Source organism: Sodalis sp. RH14, from assembly GCF_047324285.1.
In the GTDB taxonomy this organism is placed as follows: Bacteria; Pseudomonadota; Gammaproteobacteria; order Enterobacterales; family Enterobacteriaceae; genus Acerihabitans.
The window spans coordinates 5,445,420-5,461,209 of record NZ_CP178739.1 but is presented as its reverse complement, the minus strand read 5'-3'; the positions used below and the strand labels follow the sequence as shown (position 1 = coordinate 5,461,209).

The 15,790-nt window shown below is 57.0% G+C and carries 16 protein-coding genes; 14 read left to right on the top strand and 2 right to left on the bottom strand.

The annotated features are described in order from the left end of the window. Positions 1 to 42 precede the first annotated feature (42 nt). A complete protein-coding gene (locus ACL2XQ_RS24900; protein ID WP_410013086.1) occupies positions 43 to 942 on the top strand; it encodes a carboxylate/amino acid/amine transporter in 900 nt (299 codons plus the stop codon). On the opposite strand, the gene metR is transcribed toward ACL2XQ_RS24900, so the two are convergent. After that, positions 848 to 1,783 (bottom strand): HTH-type transcriptional regulator MetR, encoded by a 936-nt coding sequence (gene metR, locus ACL2XQ_RS24895; protein ID WP_410013087.1) that lies wholly within the window; start codon positions 1,781 to 1,783, stop codon positions 848 to 850. The genes ACL2XQ_RS24900 and metR overlap by 95 nt on opposite strands. A 102-nt stretch (positions 1,784 to 1,885) precedes the next feature. On the opposite strand from metR, the gene metE reads away from it, so the two are divergent. Beyond that, positions 1,886 to 4,162 (top strand): 5-methyltetrahydropteroyltriglutamate--homocysteine S-methyltransferase, encoded by a 2,277-nt coding sequence (gene metE, locus ACL2XQ_RS24890; RefSeq protein ID WP_410013088.1) that lies wholly within the window; start codon positions 1,886 to 1,888, stop codon positions 4,160 to 4,162. 32 nt (positions 4,163 to 4,194) lie between these two features. Here the strand turns inward: metE and ACL2XQ_RS24885 are convergent, their stop codons facing one another. Next, positions 4,195 to 5,022: a dienelactone hydrolase family protein gene (locus ACL2XQ_RS24885; protein WP_410013089.1), complete on the bottom strand. Its 828-nt coding sequence runs from the start codon at positions 5,020 to 5,022 to the stop codon at positions 4,195 to 4,197. A 251-nt stretch (positions 5,023 to 5,273) separates the two neighbouring features. Here ACL2XQ_RS24885 and ACL2XQ_RS24880 point away from each other — a divergent pair, with 251 nt between their 5' ends. From ACL2XQ_RS24880 to tatC, 12 genes are all read left to right on the top strand, one after another. Then, positions 5,274 to 6,056, top strand: coding sequence for a hypothetical protein (locus tag ACL2XQ_RS24880; RefSeq protein ID WP_413721644.1), 783 nt, complete (start codon positions 5,274 to 5,276; stop codon positions 6,054 to 6,056). A gap of 121 nt (positions 6,057 to 6,177) precedes the next feature. After that, positions 6,178 to 6,687: a hypothetical protein gene (locus tag ACL2XQ_RS24875; RefSeq protein ID WP_413721643.1), complete on the top strand. Its 510-nt coding sequence runs from the start codon at positions 6,178 to 6,180 to the stop codon at positions 6,685 to 6,687. A gap of 342 nt (positions 6,688 to 7,029) precedes the next feature. Then, the gene (locus ACL2XQ_RS24870; protein WP_410013092.1) at positions 7,030 to 7,539 is read left to right on the top strand and encodes a hypothetical protein; all 510 of its coding nucleotides are present in this window, start codon (positions 7,030 to 7,032) and stop codon (positions 7,537 to 7,539) included. A 103-nt stretch (positions 7,540 to 7,642) separates the two neighbouring features. Beyond that, positions 7,643 to 8,407: a uridine phosphorylase gene (gene udp / locus ACL2XQ_RS24865; protein WP_410013093.1), complete on the top strand. Its 765-nt coding sequence runs from the start codon at positions 7,643 to 7,645 to the stop codon at positions 8,405 to 8,407. A gap of 140 nt (positions 8,408 to 8,547) precedes the next feature. Further along, positions 8,548 to 9,078 carry a DedA family protein gene (locus tag ACL2XQ_RS24860; RefSeq protein WP_410013094.1) on the top strand — a complete coding sequence of 177 codons (531 nt, stop codon included), beginning with the start codon at positions 8,548 to 8,550 and terminating at the stop codon, positions 9,076 to 9,078. A gap of 70 nt (positions 9,079 to 9,148) precedes the next feature. Continuing rightward, the gene (rmuC, locus tag ACL2XQ_RS24855; RefSeq protein ID WP_413739805.1) at positions 9,149 to 10,786 is read left to right on the top strand and encodes a DNA recombination protein RmuC; all 1,638 of its coding nucleotides are present in this window, start codon (positions 9,149 to 9,151) and stop codon (positions 10,784 to 10,786) included. Between the two features lie 74 nt (positions 10,787 to 10,860). Beyond that, complete coding sequence (ubiE, locus tag ACL2XQ_RS24850; protein WP_331120775.1) at positions 10,861 to 11,619, top strand: bifunctional demethylmenaquinone methyltransferase/2-methoxy-6-polyprenyl-1,4-benzoquinol methylase UbiE; 759 nt, start codon at positions 10,861 to 10,863, stop codon at positions 11,617 to 11,619. Between the two features lie 12 nt (positions 11,620 to 11,631). After that, positions 11,632 to 12,237 carry a ubiquinone biosynthesis protein UbiJ gene (ubiJ, locus tag ACL2XQ_RS24845; protein WP_410013096.1) on the top strand — a complete coding sequence of 202 codons (606 nt, stop codon included), beginning with the start codon at positions 11,632 to 11,634 and terminating at the stop codon, positions 12,235 to 12,237. Continuing rightward, the gene (gene ubiB / locus ACL2XQ_RS24840) at positions 12,234 to 13,871 is read left to right on the top strand and encodes a ubiquinone biosynthesis regulatory protein kinase UbiB (protein WP_410013097.1); all 1,638 of its coding nucleotides are present in this window, start codon (positions 12,234 to 12,236) and stop codon (positions 13,869 to 13,871) included. The genes ubiJ and ubiB overlap by 4 nt, the downstream gene beginning before the upstream one ends. Before the next feature lie 59 nt (positions 13,872 to 13,930). Beyond that, a complete protein-coding gene (tatA, locus tag ACL2XQ_RS24835; protein ID WP_413739804.1) occupies positions 13,931 to 14,305 on the top strand; it encodes a Sec-independent protein translocase subunit TatA in 375 nt (124 codons plus the stop codon). A gap of 3 nt (positions 14,306 to 14,308) precedes the next feature. Next, on the top strand, positions 14,309 to 14,998 hold the full coding sequence (gene tatB / locus ACL2XQ_RS24830; RefSeq protein WP_413727535.1) for a Sec-independent protein translocase protein TatB: 690 nt from the start codon (positions 14,309 to 14,311) through the stop codon (positions 14,996 to 14,998). Then, on the top strand, positions 14,998 to 15,777 hold the full coding sequence (gene tatC, locus ACL2XQ_RS24825) for a Sec-independent protein translocase subunit TatC (protein ID WP_410013099.1): 780 nt from the start codon (positions 14,998 to 15,000) through the stop codon (positions 15,775 to 15,777). The genes tatB and tatC overlap by 1 nt, the downstream gene beginning before the upstream one ends. Positions 15,778 to 15,790: the final 13 nt, after the last annotated feature.

The following is a 15,790-nucleotide window of genomic DNA, read 5'->3' as shown; positions in this document are numbered from 1 at the left end:
AATCCGCTAGAATAGCGCTTTGGTTTTACAGGATAGCCCAACGTGCCGCTGCTTATCATCACCACCATTTTATGGGCGTTTTCATTCAGCCTGATCGGCGTATACCTGGCCGGACAGGTCGACAGCTATTTTTCGGTGCTGGTGCGTCTTACGCTTGCGGCGCTGGTTTTCCTGCCGTTCTTGCGCTGGCGCGGCTACCGCGTCAAGCCGCTGCTGCTGTATATGGCGATCGGCGCCTGCCAGTTGGGCATCATGTATATGATTAGCTACCGGGCCTATCTCTATCTGTCGGTGCCGGAATTTTTACTGTTTACCGTCATGACGCCCTTATACGTGACGCTGGTATACGACCTGCTGCGCCGTCGCCGGCTGCGCTGGGGATATGTGCTCAGCGCCATGCTGGCGGTGGCCGGCGCGGCTATCATCCGCTACGACGGCGTCAGTGCGCATTATTGGCACGGCCTGCTGCTGGTGCAGGCGGCCAATTTGATGTTCGCTATCGGCCAGGTGGGCTACAAACGGCTGATGGAGGTATACCCGATGCCGCAGCATACGGCGTTTTCCTGGTTTTACCTCGGTTCGTTTATCGTGGCGCTGGCGGGCTGGTGTCTGTTCGGCAATGCGCAGCAGTTGCCCGCCACCTCATTGCAATGGGGCGTGCTGATCTGGCTGGGGGTCGGCGCTTCGGCGCTGGGGTATTTTATGTGGAACTACGGCGCCACCCAGGTGGATGCGGGTACGCTCGGTATTATGAATAACTTTCATGTTCCCGCCGGCCTGCTGGTCAATTTCGCCATCTGGCAACAACAGCCGCACTGGCCGAGTTTTATCGTCGGCGCGTTGGTGATCATGGCGTCGCTGTGGGTTCACCGCCGCTGGATCGTTGGGCATCCCGCACATACGGCAAATGCGCGCAGGCATGCTGACGAGACGAGCGAATAAAGGCCTCGATGACGGGCTGGCGCTGCTCGCCGTCCCTGACCGCGGCGTAAAGCCGGCTCCACAGCCCTTTACCCAGGGTCTTGGTCACAATCAGTCCCTGGCGCTCAAAACTTTCCACCACCCAATGTGGCAGCGCGGCGATGCCCATGCGCGCCGACACCATCTGTATCAGCAGTAGGGTATTGTCCACGCTCTTGAGTACCGGACTTATGCCCGCCGGCTGCAGGAAATGCCGCCAGATATCCATACGCTGGCGCTGAACCGGGTAAATCATCAGCACTTCCTCGCTTAAATCCGCGGGCGCTATCCGCTCTTTTAACGCCAGCGGATGATCGGGCGCCAGCACCAGCCGCACTTCATAATCAAACATCGGCACATAAAACAGCCCGCTGCGCGGCAGGATATCCGAGGTCAGCACCAGGTCCAGCTCGCCCTGCTGCAGGGCGGGCTGCGGATCGAAGGTTACGCCCGAGCGAAAATCCACCAGTACCTGCGGCCATAGCTCGCGAAATTCGGTAAGCGCGGGCGTTAGCCATTGAATACAGCTATGGCACTCAATGGCCAGGCGCAGCGTGGTCTGGCGCGGCTCCAGGCAGTTTTGCAGCGCCTGCTGCACCTGGGGCAGGATTTGTTCGGCCAGCTGCAGCAGGATCTCGCCCTGAGGGGTAAAACGCAGCGGCTGGCTTTTGCGCACGAACAACCGGAAGCCCAGCCGCTGCTCCAGATCGCTGAACTGATGCGAGAGCGCGGATTGCGTCTGGTGAAGCTGCGCCGACGCGGCGGCCAGCGAGCCGCTGTTACGCAGCGCCTGCAGCGTGCGCAGATGTTTAAGTTCGATCATGAGGGTGTTTCACCTGGAAGTGAATAATTTGCGCTTGTGGATAATACAGTACATGGTGAATATGGATGTGTAAACATCCGGACGTCTAAATGGGAGAGAGCAATGGCAATTTTAAGTCACACACTGGGTTTTCCGCGCGTGGGCTTGCACCGCGAACTGAAAAAAGCGCAGGAAAGCTATTGGGCAGGGAAATCGTCGCAGCAGGACTTGCTGGCCGTGGGCCGCGAACTGCGCGCGCGCCACTGGCAACAGCAGAAAGATGCCGGCGTGGACCTGCTGCCGGTGGGCGATTTTGCCTGGTATGATCATGTTCTGACCACCAGCCTGATGTTGGATAATGTGCCGGCGCGCCATCGCGACGGCGCCAATGCGTCCGATCTTGATACCCTGTTTCGCATCGGCCGCGGCCGGGCGCCCACGGGTGAACCCGCCGCCGCCGCGGAAATGACCAAATGGTTTAATACTAATTATCACTATATGGTGCCGGAGTTTTCCCGCGGCCAATCTTTCCGCCTGGGCTGGACGCAACTGCTGGACGAAGTGGACGAAGCCCTGGCGCTGGGCCATAACGTTAAGCCGGTGCTGCTGGGGCCTGTCAGCTATCTGTGGCTGGGTAAGGTAAAGGGTGAAGCCTTCGACCGCCTGTCGCTGCTGACCGGAATATTGCCGGTGTATCGCCAGGTACTGGCGGAGCTGGCTAAACGCGGTATCGAATGGGTGCAAATCGACGAGCCGGCGCTGGTATTGGAACTGCCGCAGGCCTGGCGTGACGCCTATCAAACCGCCTATCAGGATTTGCAGGGATCGGTCAAGCTGCTGCTGACCACCTATTTCGACAGTATCGGCCACCATCTGGACCAGATTCGCGCGTTGCCGGTCCAGGGCCTGCATGTAGACCTGGTGGCGGGCAAGGATAATCTTGCTGTACTGCACGCGCAGTTGCCGGCGGACTGGCTGCTGTCGCTGGGCATCATCAACGGCCGCAACGTCTGGCGCGCCGACCTTGCCGCCTGCCTTGAGCGCATCCAGCCGCTGGCCGGCCAGCGCCCGCTATGGGTGGCAACCTCTTGTTCGCTGTTGCACAGCCCCATAGATTTAAGCGTCGAGACCCGTCTGGACGACGAGGTGAAAAGCTGGTTCGCCTTTGCCCTGCAAAAATGCGCCGAGCTGGGACTGCTGCGGGCGGCGCTGGCGCAGCCCGATGATGCGCATCTGCGGGAACTGGCGCAATACAGCCAGCCTATCCGCAATCGCCGTCATTCCAGCCGGGTCAATAATCAGCAGGTCAGCGCCCGCCTGGAAAAAATCACCGCGCAGGACAGCCGGCGCCAACAGCCTTATACGCAGCGCGCCCAGGTGCAGCGCCGGCGTTTTGACCTGCCGGCATGGCCGACCACTACCATAGGTTCATTCCCGCAAACCGCCGATATCCGCGGCCTGCGCCTGGACTTCAAACGCGGGCGCCTGGATAAAGCGCGTTACCGCACCGGGATTGGCGAGCATATTAAACACGCCATCGCCGAACAGGAACGCCTGGGGCTTGATGTGCTGGTGCACGGCGAGGCCGAGCGCAACGATATGGTGGAGTACTTCGGCGAGCATCTGGACGGCTTTGTCTTTACGCAAAACGGCTGGGTGCAAAGCTACGGCTCCCGCTGTGTAAAACCGCCGATTATCATCGGCGATATCAGCCGCCCGTCGCCCATCACCGTGGAATGGGCGCAATATGCCCAGTCGCTGACCGACAAGCCGGTGAAAGGCATGCTTACCGGTCCGGTGACCATCCTGTGCTGGTCGTTCCCGCGCGAGGATGTCAGCCGTAAGACGATTGCGCGCCAGATAGCTTTGGCGCTGCGCGATGAAGTGGCGGATTTGGAGCAGGCGGGCATCGGCATTATCCAGATCGACGAACCGGCGCTGCGTGAAGGGCTGCCGCTGCGGCAAAGCGAGTGGCCGGCCTACCTGGCATGGGCGGTGGAGGCCTTTCGTTTGAACGCCGCGGTGGCGCGCGACGACACCCAGATCCATACCCATATGTGCTACTGCGAGTTTAACGACATCATGGATGCCATTGCGGCGCTGGACGCCGATGTGATCACCATCGAAACTTCGCGTTCGGATATGGAGCTGCTGGAAAGCTTTAAGGAATTTGATTATCCCAATGAAATCGGACCCGGCGTTTATGATATCCATTCCCCGAACGTGCCGAGCGAGGAGTGGATCGTCACGCTGCTGCGCAAGGCCGCCGAGCGTATTCCGGCGGAACGCCTGTGGGTCAATCCGGATTGCGGACTTAAAACCCGCGCCTGGCCGGAAACCCGCCAGTCACTGGCGAATATGGTCAGCGCCGCGAAACGACTGCGCGCCGAACAAAGATAAGCCAATTAAGAGGCGCCTTCCGGCGCCTTAATTTATTTCACGCCGTACTTATCAAACCATGCCAGCATACGCCGCCAGCCGTCGATGGCCGACGGCGCATGGTAACTGGCGCGGTAATCGGCATTAAACGCATGTCCCGCATCGGGGTAGACCATAATCTCCGCAACCGCGTTGGCGGCGCTGACCGCCTGGCGCATGGCATCAATACTCGCCTGCGGAATACTGGTATCCTGCCCGCCGTACAAACCCAGCACCGGCGCGGTGAGCTCCGCGGCGACATCCACCGGATGGCGTGGCGTAGTCAGGGTTTTGTCACCCACCAGTTTGCCATACCAGGCCGTCGCCGCCTTGAGCTGCGGATTATGGGCGGCATACAGCCACGCGATTCGCCCTCCCCAGCAAAAACCGGTGATCGCCAGGCGCCGGCTGTCGCCGCCATGGCGCGCCGCCCAATGCGCGGTATGATCCAAATCGGCCATCACCTGAGAATCCGGTACCTTGCTGACCAACTGTTGGAATAATGTAGGAATATCATCATAAGCGCTCGGATCGCCCTGGCGGAAATAAAGCTCCGGGGCCACGGCCAGATAGCCCTGTTTTGCCAGGCGGCGGCACAGGTCGCGGATATGCTCATGCACGCCAAAAATTTCCTGGACGACCAGCACTATCGGAAAGCGTTCGCCATCCCCGGCGGGACGCGCCATATAGGCCGGCATTTCCTTACCCTGGGTGGTAATCGTCGTCATGGCCGCAATCAGCCCGATGTCGTCGGTATGGATCGCAGAGGAAGCCGGTGTACCGGCGGCCGGCGCAAATCCGGCGCGGGAGGTTACCGAAGCGATGGTGTCGTCAGGAGTCATTGGGATACCTTGGTTATCCAGTGATTGCAGCCCTTATTATAGTCAAGTCGGCGGGTTATTGAACCGTCGAGAACGGCCATTTTTTTGCATGGAAAAGCTTTCTAAATAGGTGATAAATATCACGTCACCGGCGAAAAGAGCTTTTTTTTAAAGTTTTTATGGTTTTTGTTAGTTAAGGTCAGCTTGGTTTAACAGATAAGAATATTTTAAGTATTTAGTTTATCTATTGCTTCTGACAGGAATATTTCAATATGGTTAATATGGACACTGTATATATAAATCACCACCCCCCCGCCTTGGCGGATGGCTTTCTTCACCTCCGTGGATCACATTGCCTTGATAGATTAAAAAACAGCCTAAAAGAGATTGTGAATAGCGTAATAAGCATGGCCAATTCATTTTATTATATAAGCCAGATCGCCTTCGCTGCCGAACATTTATGTGAGCGAATGTATTTCCGTAAAATGTCAACTCTTATGAAATACGTAGGAAATGTGACTCATTTTTGCGCTAACGGGGGCCTTTTTATGCAGAAAATGCCGGCAATAGGCGGGTTCGCCCTAAATGCAACCGAGCATTATCCGGGCCATGGCCCTAGAAATCAGGATATGCCCCTTGTCGGCATGATTAAATTTATCACCCATAGCCATTTACCTGATCTTATTAATAGAATAGTAAACCCCGAACATGAGAAAGCATTTTGCGTCCCGTTGAGTATGGCCGAACTGGTGAGCAAGAGCACACATGATATTATCAATCTCGTTGAGAAAGAAAAAAACGACTATGAAAAAGGTCTGTTTTTTTTAAAAGCATTGCAGAAATCAGTGGCTTTTTTTATTCAAGCGAAAAATTTAATAGATAATATAGTGGCCGCATTCAAATTCCTAAACGGTAAGATAAATACAGCTATTGAGCGTGCAGTTTTGACGATAAAAGATCTTATCATCAATCCTTTTTTTGATGCGCTGAAAAATATGACGCAAAAAATATTCCTCTTGCTCAGCCACCTTTTTATGCAGCCATCGAGGCAATGAAGATAATTTTGACGTGGTAATAATAACGCAACAAGTGAGTAGTTTATTTATATTCACGTACTAAAGTTTGCAGGATGAGACAAATTCTGCCGGGTGTTTTTACAATTTTAAAGGTTTTTTCATGACGATATCCATTGCCCATCTACCCCCACCGGTGGCGATCGGCGTAAACGCCGCCGCCGATAACGCCCCCAGCGGTTTGGCGGGTATGCTGAAAATGGTCAGGAACGGTGTCGACACCCTGTCCACCATTGCGCCACAACTGGTCACACTCATGCAAGGCGCGGCGCTCGGTTGCGCCGTTATCGGGCTCGGGTCCAGTCCCCTGGCCGCTTCATTCGCGGGAGCCGGGAGGGCATTCGTGATTGCGGGAACGGTAAGCGGTTCGATGGCTATCCTGGCCAAAGTCTATGATTATCTTGCCGACGCGGTGCAAAAAGGCGCATCGCCCCTACTGGAGGAAATAACCTCTTTCTCCCGGGAAACGTTATACCCTATGCTGCAAACCTGCCTTGATAAAGTGAGCGAGATGATGAATGTCGGCGCGGGAGTCGTTCGTGAGTACTTAGCGGCATGTATTAGTGAACATCCCATAATCAACTATCTGCTGATAACCTTCTCTATGTCCTAACGTGTTTGGGGAGGGGGATATAGAGCTGATTTCCCCGGCCGGTGAGCCTCCTTTCGGGGAATGGCTCTCTCTATAAATATCTCGGCCGGTTTGGGCGCCATTAATCTTACTTATATAGCGCCCAATAAAAATAGCATTAAATGAAAATTGTCTTTGACGAAAATGCAACGTTCATTCAAAGTGCTGCGCTTGAATTATATTCCGTATTCTCATTTTTTGCATTTCACTACCCAGAAAAAGGATATTTCCTTTTATGATAGCCAAGAAACTATTATCAGGAGTAATTAATAGCTATGTTAAAAGGGCAGGCCTTATCAAATTCCATGTCACGGGAGAATTGTCATGTATATCTCTGCCAGTCATTCCATGCCAGACAGTACTGTAGTCCCAAAAACCACTGAACAAAACAGCGGTCCGGGCAAAAAGATATTAGCCTATCCTGTTGTCGGGGTTAAAAACGCTCCGGAGGCCTCCGCCACCTCGCCCTTTACGGCCGTCGCCCGCTTCGCGCAAAAAATAGTTAACGCCAGCGGGCTGACGAAACTGGTCTCGGGGCTTGCCGGCGTCGGCAACGCGGTGGGGCGCCTGTTCGGTATCGGCCGCGAGGTCTCGTCAGTCGCGTCTTTGTTTGCTACAGGAATAAAAGTTGCGCAATACGGCGTCCAGAAACTGCTGTATGAGGTGATGTCCCTGATGAAAGAGCAGGCGTGGACCATAATCGGTACCTGGCTGAGGGGAATCATCGACGATGGGGGGCATATGACGCCTTATGAGGTCTTCGCCAGCCTGATTACGGCCATTCGGGACAATGAGAAAATGAAGCTATTGTTCCATGAGGTGGCGACGGCTTAGCCTGTCTCAGTGAATGTGACATGCCACCGGACAATGGCGGATAAAAAATGGATAATGTCGATATTATCTGCGTGCTAACATTTTATTCTCAGAGGTATCTGCCATGTCCGCTTCCGATGTCTTTCATCTTGGCCTGACGCATGCCGATCTGCGCGGCGCCACCCTGGCCATCATTCCCGGCGATCCGCAGCGGGTGGAGAAAATCGCCCGTTTGATGGACGATCCCGAGCCGCTGGCCAGCCACCGCGAATTCACCTCCTGGCGCGCGGGTCTTGCCGGTCAGACGGTGATTGTCTGTTCCACCGGCATCGGCGGCCCGTCCACCTCCATCGCCGTCGAGGAATTGGCGCAATTGGGCATCCGGACATTTTTGCGGGTGGGCACCACCGGCGCCATACAGCCGCAAATCCCGGTAGGGGATGTGCTGGTGACCACCGCCGCGGTGCGACTCGACGGCGCCAGCCTGCATTTCGCGCCCATGGAATATCCCGCGGTGGCCGATTTCGACTGTACCACCGCGCTGGTGACGGCGGCCCGGCGACTCGGGGCCGGGGTCCATATCGGCGTTACCGCCTCGTCGGATACTTTTTATCCGGGGCAGGAAAGGTATGACACCTTTTCGGGACGGGTGGTCAGCCGCTTCAAGGGGTCCATGCGCGAATGGCAGGAAATGGGGGTGATGAATTATGAAATGGAATCCGCCACCTTATTGACCATGTGCTCCACCCAGGGGTTACGCGCCGGCATGGTGGCGGGGGTGATCGTCAACCGCACCCAACAGGAAATCCCCGACGCGTTGACGATGCAGCAAACGGAAAGCGCGGCGGTAAGCATTGTGGTTGAAGCCGCCCGGCTGCTGCTTGCCTGAGCCTTTTTCGCGGCCGGGATAAAGTTCCCGGTCGTTTGCCCCCGGTTTAATCTACCCGCGCTTTGTCATGGCATCATAGGATACAAACTCCCCCTACCGGTCTTCCCGGTACTTTACCGCCCTGCGCCAAGGGAGCCGCCTTGTCATTGGATGAAATCATTGCCCATACCACCGAATTTGTCCGCCAGCAGCAATTCTGGGCCATTCCGCTCGTGTTTATTCTCGCTTTTGGCGAATCCCTGGCGTTTTTATCGCTGCTGCTGCCCGCCACCGTCATTTTGCTGGCGCTGGGCGCGCTTATCGGCGAGGCCGGCATTGCTTTCTGGCCGGTCTATGCCGCGGCGGTGGCCGGGGGTTTTTTTGGCGACTGGCTCTCCTATTGGCTGGGATATCATTACCAGGAGCGGCTGGAGCATCTCTGGCCGTTTTCCCGGCATCCCCATATGCTGGCGCGCGGGCAGGCCTTTTTCGACCGCTGGGGTATCGCCGGCGCCTTTTTCGGGCGTTTTTTCGGCCCGCTGCGCGCGGTGGTGCCGTTGGTAGCCGGCATTTGCGGCATGCCCAGATTCTATTTCCAACTGGCCAATCTCGGCTCGGCCGCGGTCTGGGCTTTCGGCCTGCTGGCGCCCGGGGCATTTGGCATCCAATGGCTTAGCCGCTTCATCGGCTGATAAAACCCGCTGGACATCTATACAGTTCGCCCTTAACGTGGCAGTCAGTATTGTTTTAGGCGGAGGTAACATGGATTTCAGCCTGTTTTACGGCCTGGGCGGCTTGGCAATCGGGGTGCTGGCCGGTCTGCTTATCACCGCGACCCGTTATCAGCGGCAGCAGGGGCGCGCTGAGGCGGAGCTGCGCCTGCGCACGCAATCTCTGGCGACGGCGCAGCAGGAGGTGGAACGTGCGCAGGCCGCTTATCGCCAGTGCGAGCAGCAGCTGCGCGCCGCTGAGCGGGAGATGCGCGATCTGTACGGGCGTCTCGCCACCGCCGAGGAACGGCTGGCGCCGTTGGCGCACTGGCGCGGCGAATGCGAGCAACTGAACCAGGAATTGCGGGCGCAGCGCGAGGTGAACAGCGCGCAGGAAGCGGAACTGCGCGAAGTCACCATTCGCCTGGAGGAAACCCGTCTGGCCGCCGAGGAAAAACAGCGCCTGCTGGTCAACAGCGAGCAGCGGCTGGCGGCGCAGTTTGAAAACCTGGCCAACCGGATCTTCGAACAAAGCGGGCGTAAAGTGGATGAACTCAATCGGCAAAGCCTGGATTTGCTGCTTATCCCCCTGCGCGAGCAGTTGGACGGCTTTCGCCGGCAGGTCCAGGACAGTTTCGGGCAGGAGGCGCGCGAGCGCCATACCCTCACCCATGAAATCCGCAGCCTGCAGCAGCTTAACGCCGAAATGGCGCGGGAAGCGGTTAACCTTACCCGCGCGTTGAAAGGCGATAACAAAACCCAGGGCAATTGGGGCGAGGTGGTATTGAGCCGGGTGCTGGAAGCCTCGGGACTGCGGGAAGGGTATGAATACCAGACCCAGGTGAATATCCAGGTCGATGCTGTCCACCGCATGCAGCCCGACGTGATCGTGCGCCTGCCGCAGGGCAAGGATGTGGTCATCGACGCCAAAATGTCCCTGGTGGCGTATGAACGTTTTTTCAACAGCGATGACGACCTGGAGCGCCAGGCCGCGCTGCTGGAGCATATCAATTCGCTGCGCGGGCACATGCGTTTGCTCGGCAGAAAAGATTACCAACAATTGCCTGGTTTACGCTCGCTGGATTATGTGTTGATGTTTATCCCCGTCGAACCGGCCTTTATGCTGGCTATAGATAAGCAGCCGGAGCTGATTGGCGAGGCGCTGAAGCAGAATATCATGCTCGTCAGCCCGACCACGCTGCTGGTGGCGCTGCGCACCATTAATAACCTGTGGCGCTATGAGCACCAGAGCCGCAACGCGCAGCATATTGCCGAGCGGGCGGCGCGGCTGTACGACAAAATGCGGCTGTTCGTCGACGATATGACCGCCGTCGGCCAAAGCCTGGACAAAGCGCAGGCAGTCTATCGCCAGGCCATGAATAAACTGGCGCAGGGGCGTGGTAATCTCATCAGCCAGGCTGAAGGGTTCAGGGCGCTCGGCGTTGAAATCAAACGTCCGATCAATCCGGTCCTGGCGGAGGAATCCGGGCGCCAACCCTATACCGACCCGCCGGGGGAAGGGGCGGTCTCAGGGCTGTATGACGATGACGGCGCGCTGTCCGCGGACGAAGCGGGCGGGCGCGGCGGCGATCTGAAACCCGGCGGGGATGAATTAACGCCGCCGGTTGACGGGGACGCCCCGGCGGCGGAGACTTCGCACCGGGAGCAGGAAGAATACCCGCTCAGGTAGGGGGTGTCGGAGTGGGGCTTTCAGCCCGCTTCTGTTACACTTCTCTGATAACTGATCAAGCAGGGCATAAAAACATGGCAGATGAAGACCAGCGTGAAACGACCCATTTCGGCTTCCGCACCGTTGCTAAGGACGAGAAGGCGGTCATGGTGGCGGATGTCTTTCATTCCGTTGCGGCAAAATATGATTTGATGAATGACCTGATGTCGTTTGGCATCCACCGTCTGTGGAAACGTTTCGCCATTCATTGCAGCGGCGTGCGCCGCGGGCAGAAGGTTCTGGATCTGGCCGGCGGCACCGGCGATCTGACCGCCAAGTTTTCCCGCCTGGTGGGCGAGGAGGGCGAAGTGGTGCTGGCCGATATCAATGATTCCATGTTAAAGGTGGGCCGCGAAAAGCTGCGTAATAAAGGCATCATCGGCAACGTGCGTTATGTGCAGGCCAATGCCGAGGCATTGCCGTTCCCGGACGACACCTTCGATTGCATCACCATCTCGTTCGGATTGCGTAACGTGACCGAAAAAGAGCAGGCGCTGCGCTCCATGTACCGGGTGCTTAAGCCGGGCGGACGCCTGCTGATCCTGGAATTCTCCACGCCATTGTTCAAGCCATTGAACAAGGCCTACGACCTCTACTCCTTCCATGTCTTGCCGCGCATCGGCGAGATGGTGGCGCGCGACGCCGGCAGCTACCGTTACCTGGCCGAATCCATCCGCATGCATCCGGACCAGGAAACGCTGAAAGCCATGATGCTGGACGCCGGTTTTGACAGCGCCGAATATTTTAATATGACCGGAGGTATCGTTGCCCTGCACCGCGGTTACAAATTCTGATCGGGAAATGACATGCTGATGTTATTGATTACCGCAACGCTTGAAACCGCGCTGAAACGCCTGCTGTATAAAGATGGGTTTTTGAAGCCGGCACGCCAACGCCTGAAGGGCAAGGTGCTGCGCTTTGAGCTGGCCGAACTGGACAGCCCGGTTATCCTGGTGTTCGGCGAGAGCCAGGCGGATGTATTGTCCGCCTGGGACGGACCGGCCGACTGTACCGTCAGAACGCACTTCTCCGCCCTGCCGGCCCTGCGCCGGCGCCAGCAGTTGCCGTTATTAATCAAACAAGGCTCACTGGACGTAGACGGGGATTTGCAGGTGGTGCAGCAGTTTGTCGCGCTGCTGGACATGGCCGAGGTAGACCCGGCGGAGCTGCTGGCGCCTTATGTGGGCGATATCGTCGCCGAAGGCTTGACACAAAAATTACGCGCCCATGCCTGCGGGCTGCGACGGCGCCTGGGCGAACAGCAAACCCGGCTGGGCCAGGCGGTAACCGAGGAGTGGCGCTTATCGCCTTCCTCCCTGGAGCTGGCGTGGTTCAGTGACGAAGTCGATGCGATAGACCGCGCTGGGGCCGCCTTAACGGCCCGCCTGGCAAAACTGGAGTCCGGCCGATGATTGTGGGAGAACTGCGTCGCCTTTATTTTATCGTGCGGGTGCTGCTCAGTTACGGGCTGGACGAGCTGATTCCCAAAATACGCCTCACCCTGCCGCTGCGCCTGGGACGCCGGCTGATATTCTGGCTTCCCAATGAGCATCTGGATGAGCCGTTGGGGGTCCGGTTGCGCCTGGCGCTTCAGGAACTGGGGCCGGTTTGGATCAAGTTCGGCCAGATGTTGTCGACCCGGCGTGATTTGTTTCCCCCGGTGATTGCCGATCAGCTGGCCATGCTGCAGGATCGGGTCAAGCCTTTCGACGGCGCGCTGGCGCGCCAGCATATTGAAAAAGCCATGGGACAGCCGCTTGAGGCCTGGTTCGATGATTTCGATCAGGTCGCCCTGGCATCGGCTTCCATTGCCCAGGTGCATACCGCGCGTTTAAAAGAAAACGGCAAAGAGGTGGTGATCAAAGTGATCCGCCCGGATATCATGCCGATGATCAAGGCCGATATGCGCCTGATGTACCGCCTGGCCAGCTGGCTGCCCCGGCTGTTGCCGGACGGCCGCCGCCTGCGGCCGGTGGAAGTGGTGCTGGAATATGAAAAAACCCTGCTTGATGAACTGAACCTGCTGCGCGAAACCGCCAACTGCATCCAGCTGCGGCGCAACTTCGAGAACAGTCCGATGCTGTATATCCCCGAGGTTTACCCGGATTATTGCAGTGAAACCATGATGGTGATGGAGCGCATCTACGGTGTGCCGGTTTCCGACGTGGCGGCGCTGGAAAAACAGGGAACCAATATGAAATTATTGGCGGAACGCGGCGTGCAGCTCTTCTTTACGCAGGTGTTTCGTGATAGTTTTTTTCATGCGGACATGCATCCCGGCAATATTTTCGTCAGTTTTGAACATCCGGACGACCCGCAGTATATCGGGATAGATTGCGGCATCGTCGGCTCGCTGAATAAAGAAGATAAGCGCTATCTGGCTGAGAATTTTATCGCTTTTTTCAATCGCGATTACCGTAAGGTGGCGGAACTCCATGTAGATTCGGGCTGGGTGCCGCCCGATACCAACGTGGAGGATTTTGAGTTTGCCATCCGTACCGTATGTGAGCCCATATTCGAAAAACCCCTGGCGGATATTTCCTTCGGCCACGTCTTGCTGAATCTGTTCAACACCGCCCGGCGTTTTAATATGGAAGTGCAGCCGCAGCTGGTATTGCTGCAAAAAACGCTGCTCTACATTGAGGGTATCGGCCGCCAGCTTTATCCGCAGCTGGATTTATGGAAAACGGCCAAACCCTTCCTGGAAACCTGGATCAAGGATCAGGTGGGTATCCCAGCTATTTTGCGGGCGATGAAGGAAAAGGCGCCGTTCTGGGCGGAAAAACTGCCCGAACTGCCGGAACTGATTTATGAAGGATTCAAGCATCATAGATCGCTGCAAAAGAGCGTCGACAAGCTGACCGTCGAGCTAAAAGGACAGCACGTCCGGCAGGGGCAGGCGCGGTTTTTATTCGGTATCGGCGCCACGCTGCTGCTGTGCGGTACTTTTCTATTATCATTGGGCAACGAGATGTCATCGTTTCCCGCCTGGTTAATGGCTGCCGGCATAGTAAGCTGGATCGTTGGCTGGAAACGCACTGCGTAAATTTTGCGGGTCCGGCAAAATCCGGTAACTCGAATTAACCCCTAAACAGAGGTAATATCATGGGCGGCATCAGTATTTGGCAATTATTAATTATCGCGGTCATCGTGGTGCTGCTATTCGGCACCAACAAGCTGCGCGGCATGGGCGCGGATTTGGGCGCGTCCATCAAGGGCTTCAAAAAGGCCATGAACGATGATGACAAACCTGCTCCGCGGGACACGGATAAAACCGACCAGGATGCTGACTTTGCGGCGAAGACCATCGCACAACCGCAGCAGCCTCAACCCCAGCAATCCCAGCCGCAGCCGCAGCAATCCCAGCCGCCGCAGCAACCCCAGCCGCAGCCGCAGCAATCCCAGCCGCCGCAGCAACCCCTTCAGCCGCAGCCGCCGCGGCCGGACGAAACGGTAAACAAAGACAACAAGCAGGTATAAGCTGTGTTTGACATTGGATTTGGTGAGCTGGCCCTGGTGTTCGTGATTGGGCTTGTGGTTCTCGGCCCCGAGCGTTTGCCCGTGGCCGTGCGTACCGTGGTCGGTTGGGTCAGGGCGCTACGCTCGCTGGCCTCCACGGTACAAAACGAATTGAGCCAAGAGCTTAAGCTGCAGGAATTGCAGGACAGCCTGAAAAAAGTCGAGCAGGCCAGCAAGGATAACCTGTCGCCGGAACTGAAAGCCTCAATGGAAGAGCTGCGCGAAGCGGCCGATTCCATGAAAAAAAGCTTTCACAGCAAAATGGTTCCCGATAGCGAAACCACGCCCCAGACGATCCATAACCCGTTGATAACCGATCCGGAAGCGATTCATGACGGCGTGACGCCGGCGGAAGGCGCAACTCAAGCAGACGCGCCGCCGATGGCGCCGGCGGCGACACCCGGACCGATGACGGCCGAAGCGCCGACAACGCCCAAGCCGGCCCAGGCCGAAGCGCCGACAATGTCCCAGCCGGCCCAGGCCGAAGCGCCGACAACGTCCAGGCCGGCCCAGGCCGAAGCACCGCCGGCGACGCCCACGCCGGCCAATAACGGCCCGTTCCCACATGATGCTACCCTGCTCCGGCACGGACAGGCTCCGGCGCCGGACAGCGCGGCCGCCCCCACACCCCTTAAAAATAATGATCGCGAATAATGGCCGTTGAAGATACCCAACCGCTTATCAGCCATTTAATCGAGCTGCGTAAGCGTTTACTGTACTGCATTCTCAGTGTGCTGGCGGTGTTCCTGGCGCTGGTCTATTTCGCCAATGATATCTATCAGATCGTTTCGGCACCTTTGATCAAACATTTGCCGGCCGGCGCCAGTATGATCGCAACCGATGTGGCGTCGCCGTTTTTTACGCCTATCAAGCTGACGATTATCGTTTCGGTATTTGCTTCCGCACCCCTGCTGCTGTACCAGGTCTGGGCCTTTATCGCGCCGGCGTTATATAAGCATGAACGGCGTCTGATGATGCCGCTGCTGTTCTCCAGCACGCTGTTGTTTTATGCGGGCATGGCCTTTGCTTATTTTATCGTCTTTCCACTGGCCTTCAGCTTCTTTGCCCAAACCGCGCCGCGCGGGGTGTTGATCGCCACCGACATCAATAATTACCTCGATTTTGTCATGGCGCTGTTTATGGCCTTCGGCGTGTCGTTCCAGGTGCCGATAGCCATAGTGCTGTTATGCTGGACCGGCGTGGTCACACCCGACGATCTGAAGAAAAAACGGCCTTATGTACTGGTCGGCGCCTTTGTGGTCGGTATGCTCTTGACGCCGCCGGACGTTTTTTCCCAAACGCTGCTGGCGATCCCGATGTACCTGCTGTTTGAAATCGGCCTTTTTTGCGCCCGGTTTTACGTCGGCAAAGGACGGCGCGGCCAGGAGGGCACATCGGACGACAATACCGAAGATCCCCAGGATGGGGACTAAGCGTCGTTTGTCA

Excerpts from the sequence above, each read along its gene's own strand:
- ubiE (WP_331120775.1), top strand. The coding sequence starts at position 10,861 with ATGGCAGATGAAGACCAGCGTGAAACGACCCATTTCGGCTTCCGCACC.
- ACL2XQ_RS24870 (WP_410013092.1), top strand. The coding sequence starts at position 7,030 with ATGTATATCTCTGCCAGTCATTCCATGCCAGACAGTACTGTAGTCCCA.
- ubiB (WP_410013097.1), top strand. The coding sequence starts at position 12,234 with ATGATTGTGGGAGAACTGCGTCGCCTTTATTTTATCGTGCGGGTGCTG.
- ACL2XQ_RS24880 (WP_413721644.1), top strand. The coding sequence starts at position 5,274 with ATGGTTAATATGGACACTGTATATATAAATCACCACCCCCCCGCCTTG.
- ACL2XQ_RS24885 (WP_410013089.1), bottom strand. The coding sequence starts at position 5,022 with ATGACTCCTGACGACACCATCGCTTCGGTAACCTCCCGCGCCGGATTT.
- tatC (WP_410013099.1), top strand. The coding sequence starts at position 14,998 with ATGGCCGTTGAAGATACCCAACCGCTTATCAGCCATTTAATCGAGCTG.
- tatA (WP_413739804.1), top strand. The coding sequence starts at position 13,931 with ATGGGCGGCATCAGTATTTGGCAATTATTAATTATCGCGGTCATCGTG.
- metE (WP_410013088.1), top strand. The coding sequence starts at position 1,886 with ATGGCAATTTTAAGTCACACACTGGGTTTTCCGCGCGTGGGCTTGCAC.
- udp (WP_410013093.1), top strand. The coding sequence starts at position 7,643 with ATGTCCGCTTCCGATGTCTTTCATCTTGGCCTGACGCATGCCGATCTG.
- ACL2XQ_RS24875 (WP_413721643.1), top strand. The coding sequence starts at position 6,178 with ATGACGATATCCATTGCCCATCTACCCCCACCGGTGGCGATCGGCGTA.
- ubiJ (WP_410013096.1), top strand. The coding sequence starts at position 11,632 with ATGCTGATGTTATTGATTACCGCAACGCTTGAAACCGCGCTGAAACGC.
- metR (WP_410013087.1), bottom strand. The coding sequence starts at position 1,783 with ATGATCGAACTTAAACATCTGCGCACGCTGCAGGCGCTGCGTAACAGC.
- rmuC (WP_413739805.1), top strand. The coding sequence starts at position 9,149 with ATGGATTTCAGCCTGTTTTACGGCCTGGGCGGCTTGGCAATCGGGGTG.